Genomic DNA, 20,804 nt, shown 5'->3' on the forward strand with positions numbered 1-20,804 from the left:
CGGTGCATACCGGGCATTACATATCAGGTGCCGGGCATCTGGGTCTTATCGGCTGGCTGTTGTTTGGAAGCATCTTCACCTCCGAGCCTGAGCCCGTTGAGATGACCGAGGTCTCGGTGATCTCGGCCGCCGAATATGACGCGCTGGTCGCGGCCCAGCAGCCGCCCGCGTCGGCCACCGAAGTGGCCCAGCCCGCGCCGCCTGAGGTAAGCGAACAGACCCCCGAGGTGACGGCAGAGCCGGACACGCAGATCGAACAGCCAGAGCCGGTGCAGACCGAAACCCCGCCCGAAGACCTCCCCCCAGAGGTGACCGAGCTGGAGTTGCCACCGCAGACCCAAGTGGATGACACGCCGCCCGAAATGAACGAGCCGGTGGGCGATACCGCCGTGCTGGTGCCCGAAATCGCGCCCGAAGCCCGCCCGCGCGAAGCGCCCCGCGTGGCCCCCGAACCGGTAGAGCAGCCCGACCCCGAACTGCGCCCCGATCTGGACGAGCAGCCCGCCGTCGCGCCGGATGCCGAAGCCGAGGCGGAAACCGTCGTGGAAGAGCCGCAAGAGGCCCGCACGCCTGAGGACAGCACAACCGAGATCGTCACCGAAGCCGACAAAGCGCCGGCGGCTTCTGCGCGTCCGCCGGGCCGCCGCCCGACACCGCCGCCGCCTGTCGAGGTGGCCGAGGCACCGGAAGAACCCGCCGAGACGCCAGCGCCCGCCCCGACGCCCGAGCCGGAGCCAACCCCGGAGCCCGTTGAGGAACCCACGACCTCCAGCTCGACCGAAGATGCCATCGCGGATGCGCTGAGCGAAGTCTTGGGCCAGCCAGAGACAACCGCGCCCGTGCCAAGCGGCCCGCCGCTGTCATCGGGTGAGCGCGAGTCTCTGCGCGTCGCGGTATCGGCCTGCTGGAACATCGGCGCGCTGTCGACCGAAGCGGCGCGTACCACGGTCGTTGTCGGCATGCAGATGAACACCGACGGCACGCCCGTGGCCAGTTCGATCCGCCTGCTGAGTTCCAGCGGTGGCAGCGACACCGCCGCACGTCAGGCCTTTGAAGCCGCGAAACGCGCGGTCATTCGTTGCGGCAGCAGCGGTTACAAACTGCCGCAGGAAAAATACAGCCAATGGCAAGACATCGAGATGACATTCGACCCAATGAGGAGCCGATAACATGCTGACTAGACTTCTGGGACTACTGGCGCTCTGCGCCACGGCGGCCACGTTCACCCTGGCCCCCAATGCGTCGCAGGCCCAACCGCTGCGCATCGTGATCGACGACCCGACGATTGAGCCTTTGCCCTTTGCCGTGCCCAGCTTTCAGCCTGAAAGCGGTGAGGCCGGGCAACTGGCCGTCGATCTGGCGCGCGTCGTCTCAGAAGACCTGACCGGCACGGGCCTTTTCCGCGAAATCCCGGCCAGCGCCTATATCTCGACCGTCAGCGACTTTAACGCGCCGGTGGAATATGCCGACTGGAAAGCGATCAACGCGCAGGCGCTGATCACCGGGGCGGTCAATGTCACCGGCAACAGCGTGAATGTGAAGTTCCGCGTCTACGATGTCTTCTCGGGCGAGGAATTGCTCGACAGCAGTGGGCAGGGCGGTCTGCAATTCAGCGGCACCGTCGATGGCTGGCGCCGCATGGCGCATAAGGTGGCCGATGCGGTTTACAGCCGGATCACCGGCGAGGGTGGCTATTTCGACAGCCGTGTTGTCTTTGTTTCCGAAACCGGGCCGAAGGACGACCGCCAGAAGCGTTTGGCGGTAATGGACTACGACGGGGCCAACCTGAAGTACCTGACCGATTCCGGCTCCATCGTGCTTGCCCCGCGATTCTCTCCCAGCGGTGACCGGGTGCTCTATACCAGCTACGAAAGCGGTTTCCCGCGCATCTATGTGCTGGACATCGGCACCGTCCAACGCCGCGCGCTGCAAAGCGCCGAAGGCTCCATGGCCTTTGCGCCACGCTTCTCGCCCAGTGGTCAAACGGTTGTCTATTCGCTGAGCCAAGGCGGCAATACCGATATCTTCTCGATGGATATCAACAGCGGCCAATCGGTGCGCCTGACCAATACCCCCGCCATTGAGACGGCACCCAGCTTCTCTCCCGATGGCAGCAGAATCGTCTTTGAGAGCGACCGTTCCGGCAGTCCGCAGCTTTACGTCATGCCCGCCACAGGCGGAGAGGCGACGCGGATTTCCTTTGGCGAAGGGCGTTATGGCACGCCCGTTTGGTCGCCGCGCGGGGATTTGGTGGCTTTCACCAAGCAGAACAAGGGCCGTTTCCACATCGGCGTGATGCGGCTTGATGGCTCCGAAGAGCGCCTGCTGACGGCCTCTTTCCTTGATGAAGGTCCGACTTGGGCGCCCAATGGCCGGGTGATCATGTTCGCCCGCGAAACCCAAGGGGCAGGCGGGTCGTCCTCGCTCTATTCGGTCGATATTTCGGGGCGCAACCTCAAGCCGGTGCGCACGCCCGAAGGCGGCTCTGACCCCTCTTGGTCACCGCTGCAGCAGTAACGTTTTCCAGACCTCCCATACGGGCGCGGGCAATTCCAATGATCTCGCGCCTGTGTTAACACCAGCAACAACAACGCCACCAAAGAGAAGGCAGACCCCCATGAAACGCATTTTGACCAGCACGCTTTTGATTTCCGCATTGGCCGTGTCGGCCTGTACAAACCCCGACCGTTTTGGTGCCGATGGCATGGGCGGTGCCGGGGCCAATGCAGGCGCAGGGGTCAACGCCGGCGTGGTGCCGGGCAGCGCGAACGACCCCACCTCCACCGCCTATTTCCAGCAGGCTGTCGGCGACCGGGTGCTGTTCCTTGTGGACCAATCCACGCTGACCGACCAAGGCCGTGCCACGCTCGACGGGCAGGTGGCTTGGTTGCAGACGAATACAGATTATCAAGCCGTGATCGAAGGTCACGCGGATGAGCAGGGCACCCGTGAATACAACATCGCGCTTGGCGGTCGTCGTGCCAATGCCGTGCGCGAGTATATGATTTCCCGCGGTGTTGCGGCTTCGCGTCTCAAGACCATCAGCTACGGCAAAGAGCGCCCGATCGAGATCTGCTCGGAAGAGGCCTGCTATGCCAAAAACCGCCGCGCCGTGACCGTTCTGGCCGGTGGCGCACTGACCAGCTAATTGCGGCGACAGTCCAAGCAATGACCAATCCAAGGAGGCCGATGTGCTGAAGCGATATATCTTCGTGGCGGTGATGGGGCTGATGACCGCCCCCGCCGCGCTTATGGCGCAGGACAACGATCAGACGCTGGCGGACATCCGCCAGCAGTTGACCGTGCTCAGTGTCGAGGTGCAAAAGCTGCGCCGCGAACTTTCGACCACGGGCGGCGGCTCGGTTGAGACCGGCGGCAGCTCTGTGCTTGAGCGTGTCGGCACCATGGAAAGCGAATTGCAACGCCTCACCTCCAAGACCGAAGAGATGGAGAACCGGATAAACCGGATCGTTGCCGATGGCACCAACCGGATTGGGGATCTGGAATACCGTCTGGTTGAGCTTGAAGGCGGCGATCTGGGCACGCTTGGAGAGACCTCGACCCTCGGCGGAGGGGAGGCCCCAACCGTGGTCGCACCCGCCCCCGAGGCCGACCGCGAGGTGGTCGAGATGACCCCCGGCAGCGGTGGGGCGGCACCTTCAAACGGCATCATCACCCCCATCAACGAAGCAGAGCTGGCGGTCAGCGAGAAGACCGATTTCGAGCGGGCGCAGGGGGCGCTCGCAAACGGTGACTTTCGCAGCGCCGCCGATCTCTTTGCGACCTTCAGTCAGACCTATCCCGGTGGTCCGCTAGCCGCCGAAGCCGAGATGCGCCGCGGCGAAGCGCTGACCGGTTTGGGCGACAACCGCGAAGCGGCTCGTGCCTATCTCGCGGCCTTCAGCACCGATCCCGAAGGGCCGGTGGCACCGCAGTCGCTGTTTGAGTTGGGGCGCGCGCTTGGCGTGTTGGAGCAAACACAAGAGGCCTGCGTGACCCTCGCGGAGGTTGCCGTGCGTTTCCCGGGCGCCCCGCAGGTGAGCCAAGCCGAAGCGCAGCGCCAGACGCTGGGTTGTTCCTAACCGCTGATGACTGCGCCTGCCGCGACGGCTGATGCAGCGCTGGCCAAGGGGCTGCTGGCGGGGCTGGGCGGTGCGCTGCCCCCCCGCCTTGGCGTTGCAGTCTCGGGCGGGGGCGATTCCATGGCTCTGCTGTCGCTGCTGCATGGGCTTTCGGCAGCGGCGGGCACACATCTTGAAACCGTGACTGTCGACCATGGTCTGCGCCCCGAAGCCGCCGGAGAGGCCGCCTTTGTCGCGCGACGTGCCAGCGCTCTGGGCCTGTCGCATGAAACACTGCGCTGGCGTGGGTGGGACGGGCAAGGCAACCTCCAAAACGCGGCGCGTGAGGCGCGGTATCGGCTGATGGCCGATTGGGCAGAGCGGCGCGGGCTGCCCTGCGTGGCGCTTGGCCATACGGCGGACGATCAGGCCGAAACGGTGCTGATGCGATTGGCCCGCCGGTCGGGGGTGGACGGCCTGTCGGCCATGGCGCCGCGCAGCAAGCGGCACGGCATCACATGGCTGCGCCCGCTGCTTTTTGCCCGACGTGAGGCATTGCGAGGGCATCTGAGGCGCGCGGATCTCGAGTGGGTCGACGACCCCAGCAACGATGACCCGCGTTTCGCCCGCATTCAAACCCGTCAAAGTCTTGCCGCCCTCGCGCCGCTTGGCATCGACGTAGAGGCCTTGGCCGAGGTGGCGCGCAACATGGCCACCGCCCGGGAGGCGCTGAAAAGCCAGACCGACAGAACGGCAGGCGATATTCTGCGCATGGAGGCGGGCGCACAGGTGATGCAGGCCGAGGGCTTTTTTGCCGCGCCCGAAGAGATCCGCCGCCGCTTGATGATTCATGCGCTTGGGCAGGTCAACGGCGGCACCTATCCCCCGCGCCGCGGCCCCGTGGGGACCCTGATCGCGGGGTTGGCCGACGGGCAGGCGGCCACGCTGGGGGGCTGTCAGGCGCTGCTTCGGCGCGGTGAAATCTGGGTCTTTCGGGAATATAACGCGGTGCGCGACCTGCGGGTGCCTGCGGATCAGCTTTGGGACCGGCGCTGGCGTGCGACGCCCCCAGAGGGGCTGCCGCAGGGCGCTGAATTGCGGGCCTTGGGGGCCGAGGGCCTTGCCCAATGCCCCGATTGGCGCAGCCTCGGGCGGCCCCGTGCTATGCTGCTGTCGACCCCGGCGATCTGGCAGGGCGCGCGCCTGCTTGCAGCGCCCCTTGCCGGGCTGGACGAGAAATGGCATGTCCAGCGCGAAAGCGGCGTGGAATGCAACGAAACCGCGCCATTATCGCATTGAACATGAGCGCATCATGTCTATCTTAGTGTGGTGGTTGCCCGAACGGGCGCCCCTTGGGTCGCGGGACTTGCCCGCGGCCATGTGAATTTAGGAGAATTCCCTTGGGAAATGTTCGTAACCTCGCCTTCTGGGTTGTCCTGATGTTGCTGGTACTGGCGCTGTTCAACCTGTTCAGCGGGTCCAGCGGGTCGCTGCAAAACAATGAGGTCAGCTATTCCGAATTCGTCACCTCCGTACAGGATGGTGATGTCCGTAATGTGACATTGGATGGCGAGCAGGTTCGGTTCCGCAAGGCGGATGGCGCCGACTACCTGACGATCAAACCCGGCGATGCCGAGTTGACCCAGCTTTTGATCTCCAACGATATTCCGGTCAAAGCGCGTCCGCAGCAACAGTCTGGTTTCCAGACTTTCCTGATGTCGCTTCTGCCCATCGCGCTGCTGATCGGTGTGTGGATCTACTTCATGAACCGCATGCAGGGCGGCGGTAAAGGCGGGGCGATGGGCTTTGGCAAATCCAAGGCCAAGATGCTGACCGAAAAGCAGGGCCGCGTGACCTTTGACGACGTGGCGGGCATCGATGAGGCCAAGGAAGAGCTTGAGGAAATCGTCGAATTCCTGCGCAACCCGCAGAAATTCTCGCGCCTTGGCGGCAAGATCCCCAAAGGCGCGTTGCTGGTGGGCCCTCCGGGCACCGGTAAGACGCTGCTGGCCCGCGCCATCGCGGGTGAGGCGGGCGTGCCCTTCTTCACTATCTCCGGCTCCGACTTTGTCGAGATGTTCGTCGGTGTCGGTGCATCCCGTGTGCGCGACATGTTCGAACAGGCCAAGAAAAACGCCCCCTGTATCGTCTTCATCGACGAGATTGACGCCGTCGGTCGTCACAGGGGTGCAGGCTATGGCGGCGGCAATGACGAGCGTGAGCAGACCTTGAACCAGCTTCTGGTCGAGATGGACGGTTTTGAGAGCAACGAAGGTGTCATCATCCTCGCCGCGACCAACCGCCGTGACGTACTTGACCCCGCGCTGCTGCGTCCGGGCCGTTTTGACCGTCAGGTGACCGTGCCGAACCCCGACATCAAGGGCCGCGAAAAGATCCTCTCGGTTCACGCGCGCAAGACCCCGCTGGGGCCGGATGTTGACCTGCGCATTATCGCGCGCGGCACGCCGGGCTTTTCGGGCGCGGACTTGGCGAACCTCGTGAACGAGGCAGCACTTATGGCTGCCCGTGTCGGTCGCCGTTTCGTCACCATGGTCGATTTCGAACAGGCCAAGGACAAGGTGATGATGGGCCCAGAGCGCCGCTCGATGGTGATGACCGCCGAGCAGAAGGAAATGACCGCTTACCACGAAGCTGGTCACGCGCTGGTCGGCATGACGCTGCCCAAATGCGACCCGGTCTACAAGGCCACGATTATCCCGCGCGGTGGCGCGCTTGGCATGGTGATGAGCCTGCCTGAGATCGACCGGCTGAACATGTTCAAGGACGAATGCCACCAGCGCTTGGCCATGGCCATGGCCGGCAAGGCGGCGGAAATCCATAAATACGGCCCCGATTCCGTGTCGAATGGTCCGGCGGGCGACATCCAGCAGGCTTCTGCGCTGGCGCGCGCGATGGTGCTGCAATGGGGCATGTCCGATAAGGTCGGCAACATCGACTATTCCGAAGCCGCGCAGGGCTATCAGGGCAATACCGCTGGGTTCTCCGTCTCGGCCAACACCAAGGAGTTGGTTGAAAAAGAGGTGCAGCAGTTCATCCAAGACGGCTATGACCACGCGATGAAGATCATCTCAGAGAAAGAGGTGGAGTTCGAGCGTCTGGCCCAAGGTCTGCTGGAATATGAGACCCTCACCGGCGATGAGATCAAACGTGTCATGGATGGTCTGCCGCCAGCCGAAGACTCCGACGACGACAACTCCGACGCGGGCAGCGCACCCAGCGTCACCGCGGTCCCCAAGGCGAAGGGCAAGAAAACCCCGCCGAAGGATGACGGAATGGAGCCTGAACCTTCGGTGTGATCCGGCCTGCGACCCTATGAAAGACCCCGCTTCGGCGGGGTTTTTTCGTTTTGGGCTGACCCTTGGGCAATGGGCGGAAATTCCCCTATCGCTTCACAGCCGCTACCGCGTTAGACAGGGGTGGAATTCCTAACCTGCCGGGGTCTTATGCGCCGCATCCTCTCTGCCCTTGCCGTTCTCTTTGCGCTTACCGGCGGTCCGGCTTGGGCCGATCCGCAGACCTACGCCGTGGCATTGGGCGGGCGTCAGTTGGGCACGTTGCAGTTCAACGGTCAAATCCGGAGCGCGGCGTTTTTGTTGTCTCTCAACAACGCCCCTTTCGGCATCAAGAACGGCAGCTTCAACGCGGTTACCCAGTCTAACGGGAACACGGCCAGCTATCTGGGTGCGAACCGGGGGAGCGAGACGCGCGATATCGCGATTGACCGGACGGCGGGGCGGGTCACCTCGGTTGAAATTACGCCGTCTTCGGAAATGACGGAAATGTCGGATGCCAAAGCGGTGCCGCCCGGCGTCCTCTTCCCGCCTGAGCTTTTCGCCGCCCTTGCCACTGGCAATAGCTGCCCCTCTCCGCTGGCGCTCTACGATGGCCGCCGCGTGGTCCAAGTCGCGACCCAAGAGGTCCGTGAGGAAGGCCCTGCCGTGCATTGCGATATGTCTTACCGCGTTGTCATGGGGCCGGGCTATGTCTCTCCCTTTTATCTAAAATCCTTCGGGATGGCGCTTGTCTATACCGCGGGCGCCCTCACCAAGGCCTCATTGAGCGGTGGCGGATTTAAGGTGCATTTGATCCGACAGTGAGCCTAGGTTTCAGCAGTCACCCAAACCACCCCGAAGGACCGCATGATGCCCGAGCTACGCAAGACAGACCATGTCGCCGAAATCACTTGGCTGGGTATGGTCCCTCAGGATCGCGAAAACATCCGCTCGGTCGCGATGGATCAGGCGCGTGCGACCTATGCAGGCTTCGAGGGGGATTTCCACGCCGGGCTGACCCGTCCGGCCTGCGTCCGCGTGCGCAACCTGCATCCTAAGGGCACGGAAATTCGCAATACCCGCCAGTTGTCTATCCTCTCGGCCGAAGAGATGGCGCAGATTGCCGCCGCCATGGACCTGCCTGAGCTTGACCCGACCCTGCTGGGCGCGTCGATTATCCTCATAGGCATCCCGGACTTTACGCTCGTCCCGCCCGGATCGCGGCTGCAAAACGCACATGGCGCCACCTTGGTGGTGGATATCGAAAATGGCCCCTGCAATCTGCCCGCGCGTGAGATTGAGGTTGACGCCCCCGGCCATGGCAAGGGCTTCAAACCCGCCGCGCAGGGCAAACGCGGCGTGACCGCTTGGGTCGAGCGGGAAGGGCCGCTGGCCGTGGGCGACAGGTTGACGCTTTTCGTGCCGAACCAGCCCGTCTGGCCCCACCTCGGCTGACCGCGCGCCGTTTCGCGATGCTTGAGTGTCGGAAACACGGCCCCCCGTCGGGGTCTTGTCGCGCTATGGCTAAGGAATAAAAATCGCCACCAACGGCAACAGGGGACTCTCATGGCTTTCAAAACCGACATTCAAATCGCCCGCGAAGCGGCGAAACGCCCTATCCAAGAGATCGGCGAAAAGCTGGGCATCTCCAGCGACGACCTGCTGCCCTATGGCCATGACAAGGCAAAGGTAAGCCAGACGTTCATCGATTCCGTCCAAGACCGGCCGAACGGCAAGTTGATCCTCGTCACCGCGATCAACCCCACGCCAGCGGGAGAGGGCAAGACCACCACCACTGTTGGGCTCGGCGATGGATTGAACCGGATCGGCAAAAAGGCGGCGGTCTGCATCCGCGAAGCCTCCCTCGGGCCGAACTTTGGGATGAAGGGCGGGGCGGCAGGCGGCGGCTATGCCCAGATCGTGCCGATGGAAGAGATGAACCTGCATTTCACCGGCGACTTTCATGCCATCACCAGCGCTCATAACCTGCTGGCGGCGATGATCGACAACCACATCTACTGGGGCAACGAGCTTGAGATCGACACCCGCCGCGTCGTTTGGCGGCGCGTGGTCGACATGAACGACCGCGCCCTGCGCCAGATCACCGCATCCTTGGGCGGCGTGCCCAACGGTTTCCCGCGCGAGACGGGGTTCGACATCACCGTCGCCTCCGAGGTCATGGCGATCCTCTGCCTGTCCAAGAACCTCAGCGATCTGCAAGAGCGCCTTGGCGCGATGATCGTGGCCTACCGCCGCGACCGCAGCCCGGTCTATGCCCGCGACATCAAGGCGGATGGGGCCATGACTGTGCTCTTGAAAGACGCAATGCAACCCAACCTCGTCCAAACGCTGGAGAATAACCCGGCCTTCGTGCATGGCGGCCCATTTGCCAATATCGCGCACGGCTGCAACTCGGTCATCGCCACGACCACAGCGCTGAAACTGGCGGATTACGTGGTGACAGAGGCGGGCTTTGGTGCCGATCTCGGTGCCGAGAAATTTATGAACATCAAGTGCCGCAAGGCGGGGCTCGCGCCATCGGTGGTCGTGGTTGTGGCCACGGTGCGGGCGATGAAGATGAACGGCGGCGTGGCGAAAGCGGACCTTGGGGCGGAAAATGTAGAGGCGGTGCAAAAAGGCTGCGCCAACCTTGGCCGCCATATCGAGAACGTAAAATCCTTTGGCGTGCCCGTCGTCGTGGCGATCAACCATTTCGTCACCGACACCGACGCCGAAGTCGCCACGGTCAAGGACTATGTCGCGGCCCAAGGGGCCGAGGCGATCCTGTCGCGCCATTGGGAGTTGGGTTCCGAAGGCTCTGCCGATCTTGCCACCCGCGTGGCCGAGATTGCCGATGGTGATCACGCGAACTTTGCCCCGCTCTATGCCGACGAGATGCCGCTTTTCGAAAAGATCGAGACCATCGCCAAACGCATCTACCGCGCCGACGAGGTGCTGGCCGATCAGAAGGTGCGCAACCAGTTAAAAGACTGGGAGGCACAGGGCTATGGCGATCTGCCGGTCTGTATGGCCAAGACCCAATACAGCTTCTCGACCGATCCCGACCTGCGCGGCGCGCCCACAGGCTTCAGCGTGCCAATCCGCGAGGTGCGGCTTTCGGCGGGGGCGGGGTTCGTCGTCGTGATCTGCGGAGAGATCATGACCATGCCGGGCCTGCCTCGGGTGCCTTCTGCGGAGGCAATCAAGCTCAACGCCGATGGCGATGTGGAGGGATTGTTCTAAGGCGGGTTGCAATGCCCCGCCGTCGCGGTGATGTAGGGCGTGTTCAACGTGCAGCGAGCGAAAGTGAGACGGATATGACAGCGACAATCATCGACGGCAAAGCCTTTGCAGCAACGGTGCGTGACAAGGTGGCGGGCCATGTCGCCCGGCTGACGACGGATCACGGCATCACGCCGGGCCTTGCCGTGGTGCTGGTGGGGGAAGACCCGGCAAGCCAAGTCTACGTCCGCTCCAAGGGCAAAATGACCCGCGAGGTCGGCATGAAATCGGTCGAACACAAGCTGCCCGCGACTGTGGATCAGGACGACCTGCTCAAGCTGATCGACGCGCTGAACAACGACCCCGAGATACACGGCATCCTCGTACAGCTTCCGCTTCCGGATCATCTTGATGAAGCCCGCGTGGTCAATGCCGTCTCGCCCGCCAAGGACGTGGACGGTTTCCACATCTCCAACGTCGGGCTGCTGGGCACGGGGCAGAAAAGCATGGTGCCCTGCACCCCGCTTGGCTGCCTGATGATGCTCCGGGACCACCATGGCGATCTGTCGGGGATGAACGCGGTGGTTGTCGGCCGCTCAAACATCGTGGGCAAACCGATGGCGCAGTTGCTCTTGGGGGATAGCTGCACCGTGACCATCGCGCACAGCCGCACCCGCGACTTGCCAGAAGTGGTGCGCCGCGCCGATATCGTCGTCGCCGCCGTTGGCCGCCCCGAGATGGTGCCGGGCGATTGGATCAAAGAGGGCGCCACGGTGATCGACGTGGGCATCAACCGGATTGAGACTGGCGAAAAGACCAAACTGGTCGGCGACGTGGATTTCGACAGTGCCAGCCAACGCGCCGGGGCCATCACACCCGTGCCGGGCGGCGTCGGGCCGATGACCATCGCCTGCCTGTTGGCCAATACGGTCACCGCCTGCTGCCGCGCCAACGGGTTGGAAGAACCTGAAGGGCTGACCGCCTAAGAGGCAGACACAGGCACGATGGTGCCCTGCAGGATGGCGATGAGCTTGGCCGCGCCATCCGTCTCCGCATGCACCTCTGCGGTTACGACACAAAGCCGCCGGCCCGGTTTTACCACCCGGCCCGTGGCAATCAGCCGGTCCCCACGGGCGGGGGCCAGCAGGTTGATCTTGATCTCAGACGTGACAACATCAACCTCCGGCGGCAGCATGCTCAACGCTGCATAACCAGCCGCGGAATCGCCGATGGAAAATGTCAGTCCCGCATGGCCAAAACCCTGCTGCTGCATCGCGCCGGGCAGGACCGGTGCCGTGACCCGGACCAAACCGGGCTGCACGTCGATGATCTCCGCCCCCAAGGTTTGCATCATGGTCTGTTTGCCAAAGCTCTCCCGCACCCGGTGTTCAATCTGGTCCATCATCTCGCCTTTCCAGGCATGGGGATCGCCACTGGTTGCGCGCCTGTCAGCACCGCGCAGGCTTCCGGCCCCATCAAATCACAAAGCACCCGCGACTGGCTGCGCAGCCCGCCGGTATAGGTGCCATATGCAGGCAGGATAAGCCGCTTGCTGTCAAACAGAAAGGCCGGACGCGAGATGCTGCGGCCCCGCGCACGGATCGATGCCTTAGGATGATAATGCCCCGACACCTCGCCCCGGACCTCGCTCGCGGCGATATGCCGAAAGGTCAGCGGGCCGAGCGCAATCTCTCCCAAATGCGTGCCGCCCAAGCCTACGGGGCCGGGATCATGATTGCCCTCAATCCAATCCCACCGCCGCCCGGCTTGCAGGCCCAGTATCCACAACCGCTCTTCCTCCGGCAGCGCCTGCGCCGCGCCGAGGTCGTCGAAACTATCGCCAAGGCAGATCACATGTCGCGCCTGCGTAAAGGACAGATCCGCTGCCAGACGGTTCAACGTATCGCGGGTCTCATAAGGCGGCAGTGCCGACCCGCCGCGCCGCGCGATCCGCTCAGACTTGCCCAGATGCAGGTCGCTTACGCATAGCAAATCCCGGTCGCGCCACAAAAGCGCGCCAGAGCCAAGCGCGGTAAGCGCCGCGCCGGCGAATGAAAAATCAAGGCTGTTCATCCTTTGTTCATCTGAGATCGCCGCCGATTTGGCAAGGGGATAAACGCGATTGTCAGAAGACCGGAAACGGCAGCGCAGCGGTATTTAAGAAAGGATGAAAGGTAGAAAACGCGCCCCGCAGCCGGGCGTTAACCTGACCGGAGACGCGCCTTCATCCTTTGCGGTCATCGGCTCCGCAGCCTGTACCGCGGGATCAAGATGCGCCGCGTGGGTTAAAGAACTCTTAATATCTTCATCCTTTTTCAAATACCTTGCAGAACCTTTCCGCCTGCGGCACCTCGGTGTTCAACGCCCATCTCGCCAAGGCGGCTGATCCGAGGGCGGCGGAGTGAGCTGCGCGAGGCCGGAGGCTTCCATCAGTCTTTCGGCCTCTTCCGCCAGCATGCGTTCCTGTCCGGCGCCTTCGACAGGCACACGGCCCATTTCCAGAAACAGCGGTGCGGCGAGCGGGCTTACGCGGGTCAGTTTGCGGTGGGTGATGCGCCCGGCGATGCGGCCCAGCATCTCTTCGATCCTGCCAAAATCCACCAGACCGCTCAAGGCTTCCTCGCGGGTGATGTCGAGCATCAGATGGTCCGGTTCATAGCGTTGCAAGGTGTCGTAGAGGATGTCGCTGGAGAAGGTCGTCTGTCGCCCGGATTTGCGTGCTTGGGGGCTGTTGCGTTCGATCAGCCCGGCGATGGTCGCCGCGGCCCGGAAGGTCCGTTTCATCACGGCATTGCCCGCAAGCCAACTGTCGAGACCCTCGTGCAGCACGCTGGGGTCGAGCAGCGGTGCGGGGTCGTCGACGGGGGAGAGGCCCCAGATGAGCGTGGCATAGTCTGTTGCTACGAAGCCCATGGGGCGCAGGCCGAGGTCTTCCATGCGTTTGGTCAACAGAAGACCCAGCGTTTGCTGGCCGTTGCGACCGGCAAAACCGTAGAAGACCGTTTGTTCGGCAAAGTCATGGGGGAAGCTTTCGACCAGCAGCGTGCCGGGTTGTGGTAATTGGCTGACCTCACGTTGCAAGGTCAGCCATTCGGCGGTGTGGCGCGGCAATTCGGGCCAACTGTCTTGCGTGAACATCTGTTGCACGCGGGCCGAAAGCTGGGTGGAGGTGGCGAATTTCGTGCCGCCGAAGGTGGCCACCTTGGGCTTTTTTGCGGCGTTGCGGCTGACTTCGACAACGGTTTCGCGCAGGCCTTCGTAGCGCACGATTTGGCCGCCGATCAGAAAGGTGTCGCCTTTGGTGAGCGTTGCGGCAAAGCCTTCTTCGATCTCGCCCAGCGGTTTGCCGCCGCGGTTGCGTTTCATGCGAACCTTCAGCTTATCGGTATCTTGAATCGTGCCGATGTTCATGCGGATGCGTTGGGCGGCGCGCGGGTCACGCAGTTGCCACTGGCCATCGGAGCGTTGCAGCAGGCGTTGCCAGCGGTCGTAGGCGCGCAGGGCGTAGCCGCCGGTGGCGCAGAAGTCGAGGCAGGCGTCGAAGTCGGCGCGGGACAGGGCGGCGTAGGCCCCGGCGGAGCGGACCTGCGCGAAGAGGTCGTCAGCGTCAAAGGGGCCTGCGCAGGCGGCGATGAGAATATGTTGGCACAGCACATCGCGCGGGCCGGGGCCGCGCGGGTGGCCGTCGAGCGCGCCTTCGAGGACAGCCTCTAGCGCGGCCACGCATTCGACCACTTCAAAGCGGTTGGCAGGCACCAAAAGTGCCTTGGAGGGCGCGTTGTAGCGGTGGTTGGCGCGGCCGATGCGTTGGACCAGCCGCTTTACGTTTTTGGGGGCGCCGATCTGGATGATGAGGTCGACGTCGCCCCAGTCGATGCCAAGATCAAGCGTGCCGGTGCAGACGATGGCGCGCAGATCGCCGCGCACCATGGCGGCTTCGACCTTTTCGCGTTGGGCGCGATCCAAGCTCCCGTGGTGGATCGCGATCGGCAGGGCGTCTTCATTGGCGAGCCAGAGTTTGTGAAAGAAAATCTCGGCCTGCGCGCGGGTGTTGTGGAAGATCAGCGTGGTCTTGTGTTGGCGCACTTGCTCAAGCACCGCTGGAATTGAATAGGCAGCACCGCCCCCGGCCCAAGGCGGGGCTTCCTCGGTGTGTAGCATCTGGATGTCGGGGGCGGGGCCCGGATCGGCCAGCAGCACTTCGCAAGGGTCCGGGTGGCGGGCCATGAGATGGGCGATGGCCGAAGGGTCTTCGACCGTGGCCGAGAGGCCCACCCGTTTGAGGCCGGGGCAGAGGGCTTGAAGACGGGTCAGTGCCAGCATCAACTGGTCGCCGCGTTTGCTTTCGGCGAGGGCGTGGATTTCATCGATCACCACGCGTTTGAGACCGCGAAAGGTGCGGGCGGCGTCCTCGTAGGAAGTCAGCAGAGCGAGGCTTTCGGGGGTGGTCAGCAGGATATGCGGCGGGTCGGCGCGCTGGCGGCGGCGGCGCGATTGCGGGGTATCGCCGGTGCGATCCTCGATGCGGATGGGCAGGCGCATCTCGTCCACCGGGCGGGTCAGGTTGCGTTTGATATCCGCAGCCAGCGCTTTGAGGGGGGAGATGTAGAGCGTGTGCATCCCCTCGTGCTCTTGCTCGGCCAGATCAACGAGGGTGGGCAGAAAACCGGCCAGCGTTTTACCGCCACCTGTGGGGGCGATGAGCAGCAGGGCGGGGGCCGCGGCACGGTCCAGCATTTCCTGCTGGTGCGGGTGCAGGGACCAGCCGTTCTGGGCGAACCAATCGGCGAATTTGGGGGGTAGGGCGCGCATGAATGCCAATGTAGTATCGGCAGGCCGTGGGGCCAGCGGCCAGGGCTATTTAACGATCACCTCATCGCGGACGAACATATTGGCCCATGCACGGTCCACCAGATCGGGGTTCATCTGATAGGGGATGCCTTCGAAATCGCAAATGGCGATCATCTGGTCGATCAGGAAGTTCGGCTGATAGTTCGCATAGACGTTGTCGATTGTCGGGTATTTCACCTTGAGTAGATGGATCAGCGTCGCCTCATCCAGTGGCATGCCGCGTTTGCGGGCGACCATGGCAAAGATCTTGAGGAAGTTCTCTTGGTCCGGCCCGTCGATTTTGATCTTGAAGAAAATACGCCGTAGGGCCGCTTGATCAAAAATCTCATTCGGGTGGAAGTTGGTTGAGAAAATCACCAGCGTGTCGAAGGGCACCTCGAATTTCTCACCCGATTGCAGGGCGAGGATGTCTTTGCTTTCCTCAAGCGGCACGATCCAGCGGTTGATGATGCTTTGCGGTGGCTCTTGCTGACGGCCAAGGTCATCGACGATAAAGATGCCGCCGGTGGCTTTGAGTTGCAGCGGGGCCTGATAGGTTCGGGCCGTGGGGTTGTAGACCAGATCGAGCATGTCGAGCGTCAACTCACCGCCGGTGATGACCGTCGGCCGTTCGCAGCAGACATAGCGGGCGTCATAACGGGTGATACGGCGCAGGGAGGTCGGGTCTTGGACCTCTGCCTCGGCGGAGGAATGCACGATCGGGTCATAGACGGTGATGACTTGGCCCGCGTATTCAATGGCGCGGGGGACATAGACCTTATCACCAAGCGCGTCGCGGATGCCGTTGGAAATGCTTGATTTTCCGTTTCCCGGCGGGCCGTACATCAAGATTGACCGCCCGGCAGAGACGGCAGGCCCAAGGTGGTCCAACAGGCTGTCGGGCAGCACCAGATGGCCCATGGCCCCGGTGAGCTGATCGCGGGTGATTTGCAGGTTCCGCACGGATTGGCGTTTGACCTGCTCGCGGTAAACCTCAAGCGGGACGGGCATAGCGCCGAAATATTCCGATTGCGCCAGCGCATCCAAGGCGCGCGCTTTGCCAGCGTCGGTCAGTTGATAGCCCATTTCATTGCCGCTGGTGGCGCTGAGCGTGCCTGTCGCCTCTAGCAGGCGCTGTCCGCGGGCTTGGTCGACCATTTCTTGCGTGACTTGGGTCGGCAGGCAGAGCGCTTGGGCCAGATCGCTGACCATTTCGACGTTCTTGCGAAAGATCGTTTTCAGAAGGATGTCGCGCATCATCACGATGGGCAGTTTCATATCCTCCAACCGCTTGGGGGGCGGCGGGGCAAGCACTGTGCTGGTCGGGGCGTTCATCAATGGCTTCCTTGGCAAAGCATGCGGCGGTGCGGCTTGTCGGTCAGACTGCAGGGTAAATCTTGAATATGGCGTGAATGTGGACGCTTATTCCGCAATAAAAGAAAGTTGCGGCGGGCAGGGCGCGTTCAGACCCCGTAGCGCGCCCCTAGAATGAGATAGAGCCCCAGCGTGGTGCCAAGGGCGAGGCCCATGGGGAATTTCTTGGTTTCCTGCCAGCTTTGCCAATCGGGCGCGAGGCGGCGCAGGGGGGTGTATTTCACCCCGCGGTGCGTGGCAGCGGCGGCCAGAAGGGTGGCCATGAAAAGCATCATCAGCAGGCGCAGATCACCGATGGCGATAAAGGGCGCGGCAGCGGCGGCGAATTTGGCATCTCCGGCGCCCATGACGCCAGCGGCGTTCAGCACGATGCCAATGACCAACACGATGACGAGGCTCAGCAAGCGCCAGAGATAGGTTTCAAAGGGCAGCAGGAACAGACCCAACACCACGAAGATCGCGATGAGCACCAAGACCGCCTGATTGGTAATGCGCATCTGCTTCATGTCGGTGAAGGCGACATAGAGGCAGATCGGCAGGACGAAGGGCAGAAACCACAGGGCCGCCGTGGCAGAGATCGCCATGGCTCAGCCGTTTTCCAACGCGCGCAAAGACCGGACGGCGGCTTCGAAGTGCTGGGGATGGGTGTCGATCGCTTCGCGCAGCAGGCCCTTGCCGGTCTCCACATCGCCGCGTTTGATCGCCGACAGGGCCATCGTGTGCAAAAGCTGGGCGCGTTCGGACTGCTCCATCGGCATGACGGGCAGGGTGTAATCGCGCTGTGCGGCGCGGGCCATGATGAGGTTGTTCTTGGCGGTGAAAAGCGTGTTGTCCTGACGGATCGCCTCGCCAAAAAGCCTCTCGGCTTCGGGGTAATCACCGCGGGTTAGTTTGGAGTAGCCCCAGTTGTTCATCACGGCGGCAGGGGTCGTGGTCAGCCCGACGGCGATTTCATAGAAACTGTCGGCGCGGCTCCACTGTTCTTTGCTGTCGGCAACCATGGCTTCGAGCCGGTAGCGGGCGAATGTCTCATGGGTGGGGGGGATGCTGTTGAGGACCGTCTCAGCCCGCGCCCAGTTGCCCGAGCGGATCAGCGCATCGGCCAATTGCACACTGTCTTCGGGCGTGGCGCCCTTCATCTTGGTGACCTTGTCCCATGCGCCCACAGCTTCGGTGGAGCGTTTGGCCCGCACGAGCGATGCGGCAAGCCCGCGCTGGTGGTCGATCCGGTCGGGGCTTTCCTTGACGGAACGCGCAAAGTAACTCACCGCCTCATTGGGGTCAGCCACGGTAAGCATCACGTCGGAGAGGTTGGTTTCATCCACCACATTGACGTCCTTGAAGGCCCGTTCAACGGTGGCGTTCGCATCTTTTTCACCGCAGCCAGCAAGGGCGGTGACGCCTGCCATGCAGACGGCCAGAATGATTGGATGGCGCATTTTGCGTCCTTTTACTGCTCTGCCGGGTCATGGTGTCGGACGGATCAGGTAATCCCCGCTGCCGCGCCGCACCAATTTGTAATTATCTTCATTGACTTCTGTTATAACAGATTTTTCCGTTTTTGCGAGCGCCAAGCGCAGATTGTCCCGGATTGCGTCACTTTCGCCATTATCGAGGGCATAGGCTTTGCGGAAAATCTGCTCGGCCTCGGCGGTCTGGCCGCTTTCCATCAGCACAACGCCAAGGTTGTTCCAGACTTCCGGCTCGGCAGCGTCCTTCTCAACCGCGCGGCGCAGCAGGGTTTCGGCCTGACCCAAACGCCCCAGCCCGAGGTTGGCACTGCCCAAAGCCGAGAGGACTTCCCCCGTTAGCCCGTGATCCAGCGCGGCGCGGTTGAAGGATTTGATGGCCAGTTCATACTGTCCCGCCGCGATAAGCCTGTGGCCCACTTCGATGCCGTCGACAGCTTCTGCGCGCGGGTTCACGCCGGGGGCATAGAGGCTTTCGGGCTTCTGATCCCCGCGCAACGCGGAAAAGCCGCCTGTTGAACAGGCGGCCAGAGCAAGGGCTAAGATCGGCCCGATGAAAACGGCGCGGGCGAGGCTGCGCCGAATTTTCTCCGTCATTAATTCCCCATCTGACCCAATTTCGAGATGCCATGCGCCGAGGGGCCGACCAGAATGATCAACAGCGGCGGTACGGTAAGGCCCATAGTGGCAAGGGTCATCTTGGTTGGCAACTTGTTTGCCGCTTCCTCGGCCCGCATCACACGTTTGTCGCGCATCTCTTCGGCATAGACGCGCAGGGCGTCTGCGATGGAGGTGCCAAAGGCCGCCGATTGGATCAGCACGGTCACGAAGGAGGAGACATCCTGCACGCCGCAACGCTCGCCCATGTCGTGGAGCACCGACACCTTGTCCTTGCCGGCCTTCATCTCATAGGCGACCATCTCGAACTCTTCAGACAGGGCCCGGTAGGAGGCGCGCAGTTCACGGGCGACGCGGACGATACATTGATCTAGCGATTGCCCCGCCTCGACGCAGACCAGCATCATATCCAGCGCGTCGGGAAAACCGCGGGTAATCTCTTCTTTGCGGGAATCGACACGGCGTTTGACCCAGTATTTGGGCAGGTAATACCCAATCGCACCGGGGCCGATGGCCCACATCATGGTCTGCTGCGTGGTCATCCCTTCGCCGCCGCCCAAGACATTGGTGTAGATCAGGCCGCCCACCAGCCCGAGCATCCCAAGGGCAAACTGCGCGAAGTAGTAGAGCCGCACCGCATCGCGCGACCGATAACCCGCCTGACGCAGCATCAATTGTTTGGCGCTGAGTTCGGCCACGTCTTCGGGCTCAAGAAACTTGGCGAACTTTTGCAACTGCGCGTTCTGGTCGGACTGGCGCAGCTTCTCGCGCGCGCTATCGCCCGTGGGGGCCGTGCTGGTGCGTTTGAGCTTGGTCAGCGGGTCTTCGGGCTGGCGCAGCATCAGCACAAGCGTGATCGCCACCAAGGTGACGCCCAAAGTACCGACGATGATGATCAGGCCCATCGGCCCCAAGGCTTGGTTGATCTGATCGTTAAGCTGATTGAGAAATTCCATCATCGGCCTCTCAGACTTTGATATTGGTAAGGATGCGCATCACGAACAGGTTCAGCACAAGGAAGATGCCCACAAGGAAACAGGCAGGAATGAAGTAGGGGTGATCGCGCACTTCGTCGTAGTAATGCGGATCGCCAAGGTTGATCACCACCAGCGCGGCCAGCGGGAAGCCTGAGAGGAACTTGCCCGACCATTTCGCCTCGGCCGTGATCGCTTTGACACGGCGGAACAGACGGAAGCGGGCGCGGATCACCTTGGCCAGACCGGCGAGGATCTCGGCCAAGTTGCCGCCCGATTGCTGTTGAATGGTCACCGCCACGGCCAGAAAGCGCAAATCCTGCATGTCGAGCCGTTCGGCCATATCCTTGAGCGCCTCGCCCAGATCACGGCCATAGGCGGCTTCATCCGCGATCACCCCGAATTCGGAGGCGAGCGGGTCTTGGATTTCCTTCGACACGATCGAGATCGCGTTGGAGAACGGGTGGCCCACCCGCAGGCTGCGGACCATCAGCTCAACCGCATCGGGAAGCTGCTCTTCGATCATCGCCATGCGTTTGCCCGCTTTATGGGACACCCAAAAGAACACCGCGCCGACGCCCATGCCGACGGACATCATGGCGCGCACCGGCACCGATGTATCGGTGCCGATGGTCAGCCCCAGAAAGGCCAAGACGGCCAAACCGGCCATAATCATCAAAAGTTGCTGCGGCGTGAAGGCAATCGCGGCCTTCTGCGCACGTTCTGACAGCAGAGAATAGAGTGGGATCGACTTGGCGTTCATATGCTGCTGCATTTCCTTGCGCAGCTTGTCGAGCACCTCTTCGCGGCGGGCCCCTTTCTCGAGCATTTCCAACCGTCGGTTCACGCGGCTGTTAAGGCTGATGGATTTGCCGAATGCGACAAGGTACAGCCCTTCGACCAGCACCAAGACGCCAATAAAGATCAGACCATAGATGATTGGTTCGGCACTCATTGCATCAA

19 protein-coding genes are annotated in these 20,804 nt (G+C 62.5%); 10 read left to right on the forward strand and 9 right to left on the reverse strand.

Annotated features, from left to right (window positions below; all coding sequences use genetic code 11):
• The first annotated feature begins 2 nt into the window (after positions 1 to 2).
• From R1T45_RS09385 to folD, 10 genes are all read left to right on the forward strand, one after another.
• Entirely contained in the window at positions 3 to 1,169 is a 1,167-nt protein-coding gene (locus tag R1T45_RS09385; RefSeq protein ID WP_317390666.1) for an energy transducer TonB, read from the forward strand.
• A gap of 1 nt (position 1,170) precedes the next feature.
• Complete coding sequence (gene tolB, locus R1T45_RS09390; RefSeq protein WP_067624240.1) at positions 1,171 to 2,517, forward strand: Tol-Pal system beta propeller repeat protein TolB; 1,347 nt, start codon at positions 1,171 to 1,173, stop codon at positions 2,515 to 2,517.
• 100 nt (positions 2,518 to 2,617) lie between these two features.
• Positions 2,618 to 3,148 carry a peptidoglycan-associated lipoprotein Pal gene (pal, locus tag R1T45_RS09395; RefSeq protein WP_067624244.1) on the forward strand — a complete coding sequence of 177 codons (531 nt, stop codon included), beginning with the start codon at positions 2,618 to 2,620 and terminating at the stop codon, positions 3,146 to 3,148.
• Between the two features lie 73 nt (positions 3,149 to 3,221).
• Positions 3,222 to 4,082, forward strand: a complete 861-nt coding sequence (gene ybgF, locus R1T45_RS09400) for a tol-pal system protein YbgF (protein WP_132444433.1) — start codon at positions 3,222 to 3,224, stop codon at positions 4,080 to 4,082.
• 6 nt (positions 4,083 to 4,088) lie between these two features.
• Positions 4,089 to 5,360 carry a tRNA lysidine(34) synthetase TilS gene (gene tilS / locus R1T45_RS09405; protein WP_317390667.1) on the forward strand — a complete coding sequence of 424 codons (1,272 nt, stop codon included), beginning with the start codon at positions 4,089 to 4,091 and terminating at the stop codon, positions 5,358 to 5,360.
• A 101-nt stretch (positions 5,361 to 5,461) separates the two neighbouring features.
• Entirely contained in the window at positions 5,462 to 7,378 is a 1,917-nt protein-coding gene (ftsH, locus tag R1T45_RS09410; RefSeq protein WP_317390668.1) for an ATP-dependent zinc metalloprotease FtsH, read from the forward strand.
• Positions 7,379 to 7,525: 147 nt separating this feature from the next.
• A complete protein-coding gene (locus R1T45_RS09415) occupies positions 7,526 to 8,179 on the forward strand; it encodes a hypothetical protein (protein WP_317390669.1) in 654 nt (217 codons plus the stop codon).
• A gap of 45 nt (positions 8,180 to 8,224) precedes the next feature.
• Positions 8,225 to 8,809: an MOSC domain-containing protein gene (locus R1T45_RS09420; protein WP_317390670.1), complete on the forward strand. Its 585-nt coding sequence runs from the start codon at positions 8,225 to 8,227 to the stop codon at positions 8,807 to 8,809.
• A gap of 111 nt (positions 8,810 to 8,920) precedes the next feature.
• Positions 8,921 to 10,597, forward strand: coding sequence for a formate--tetrahydrofolate ligase (locus R1T45_RS09425; protein ID WP_317390671.1), 1,677 nt, complete (start codon positions 8,921 to 8,923; stop codon positions 10,595 to 10,597).
• 74 nt (positions 10,598 to 10,671) lie between these two features.
• Entirely contained in the window at positions 10,672 to 11,562 is an 891-nt protein-coding gene (gene folD, locus R1T45_RS09430) for a bifunctional methylenetetrahydrofolate dehydrogenase/methenyltetrahydrofolate cyclohydrolase FolD (protein ID WP_120351646.1), read from the forward strand.
• Here folD and R1T45_RS09435 read toward each other — a convergent pair.
• The 9 genes from R1T45_RS09435 to R1T45_RS09475 all read right to left on the reverse strand — a co-directional run bounded on the left by R1T45_RS09435 (position 11,559) and on the right by R1T45_RS09475 (position 20,796).
• Positions 11,559 to 11,981 carry a PaaI family thioesterase gene (locus tag R1T45_RS09435; RefSeq protein ID WP_120351645.1) on the reverse strand — a complete coding sequence of 141 codons (423 nt, stop codon included), beginning with the start codon at positions 11,979 to 11,981 and terminating at the stop codon, positions 11,559 to 11,561. The genes folD and R1T45_RS09435 overlap by 4 nt on opposite strands.
• Positions 11,978 to 12,649: a ligase-associated DNA damage response endonuclease PdeM gene (gene pdeM / locus R1T45_RS09440; RefSeq protein WP_317390672.1), complete on the reverse strand. Its 672-nt coding sequence runs from the start codon at positions 12,647 to 12,649 to the stop codon at positions 11,978 to 11,980. Before pdeM ends, R1T45_RS09435 begins: the two co-directional genes overlap by 4 nt.
• 285 nt (positions 12,650 to 12,934) lie before the next feature.
• Positions 12,935 to 15,388: a ligase-associated DNA damage response DEXH box helicase gene (locus R1T45_RS09445; RefSeq protein ID WP_317390673.1), complete on the reverse strand. Its 2,454-nt coding sequence runs from the start codon at positions 15,386 to 15,388 to the stop codon at positions 12,935 to 12,937.
• Between the two features lie 45 nt (positions 15,389 to 15,433).
• Positions 15,434 to 16,741, reverse strand: coding sequence for an ATPase (locus R1T45_RS09450; RefSeq protein WP_132444360.1), 1,308 nt, complete (start codon positions 16,739 to 16,741; stop codon positions 15,434 to 15,436).
• A gap of 128 nt (positions 16,742 to 16,869) precedes the next feature.
• Positions 16,870 to 17,364 (reverse strand): prepilin peptidase, encoded by a 495-nt coding sequence (locus R1T45_RS09455; protein WP_132444361.1) that lies wholly within the window; start codon positions 17,362 to 17,364, stop codon positions 16,870 to 16,872.
• Positions 17,365 to 17,367: 3 nt separating this feature from the next.
• Positions 17,368 to 18,219 (reverse strand): tetratricopeptide repeat protein, encoded by an 852-nt coding sequence (locus R1T45_RS09460; protein ID WP_067621966.1) that lies wholly within the window; start codon positions 18,217 to 18,219, stop codon positions 17,368 to 17,370.
• 27 nt (positions 18,220 to 18,246) lie between these two features.
• Positions 18,247 to 18,846, reverse strand: coding sequence for a tetratricopeptide repeat protein (locus R1T45_RS09465; RefSeq protein WP_205570867.1), 600 nt, complete (start codon positions 18,844 to 18,846; stop codon positions 18,247 to 18,249).
• Positions 18,846 to 19,823, reverse strand: a complete 978-nt coding sequence (locus tag R1T45_RS09470; RefSeq protein WP_165935553.1) for a type II secretion system F family protein — start codon at positions 19,821 to 19,823, stop codon at positions 18,846 to 18,848. The genes R1T45_RS09465 and R1T45_RS09470 overlap by 1 nt, the downstream gene beginning before the upstream one ends.
• Before the next feature lie 10 nt (positions 19,824 to 19,833).
• A complete protein-coding gene (locus tag R1T45_RS09475) occupies positions 19,834 to 20,796 on the reverse strand; it encodes a type II secretion system F family protein (RefSeq protein ID WP_067621969.1) in 963 nt (320 codons plus the stop codon).
• Positions 20,797 to 20,804: the final 8 nt, after the last annotated feature.

It is taken from the genome of Sulfitobacter sp. LC.270.F.C4, assembly GCF_032922545.1.
In the GTDB taxonomy this organism is placed as follows: Bacteria; Pseudomonadota; Alphaproteobacteria; order Rhodobacterales; family Rhodobacteraceae; genus Sulfitobacter; species Sulfitobacter profundi.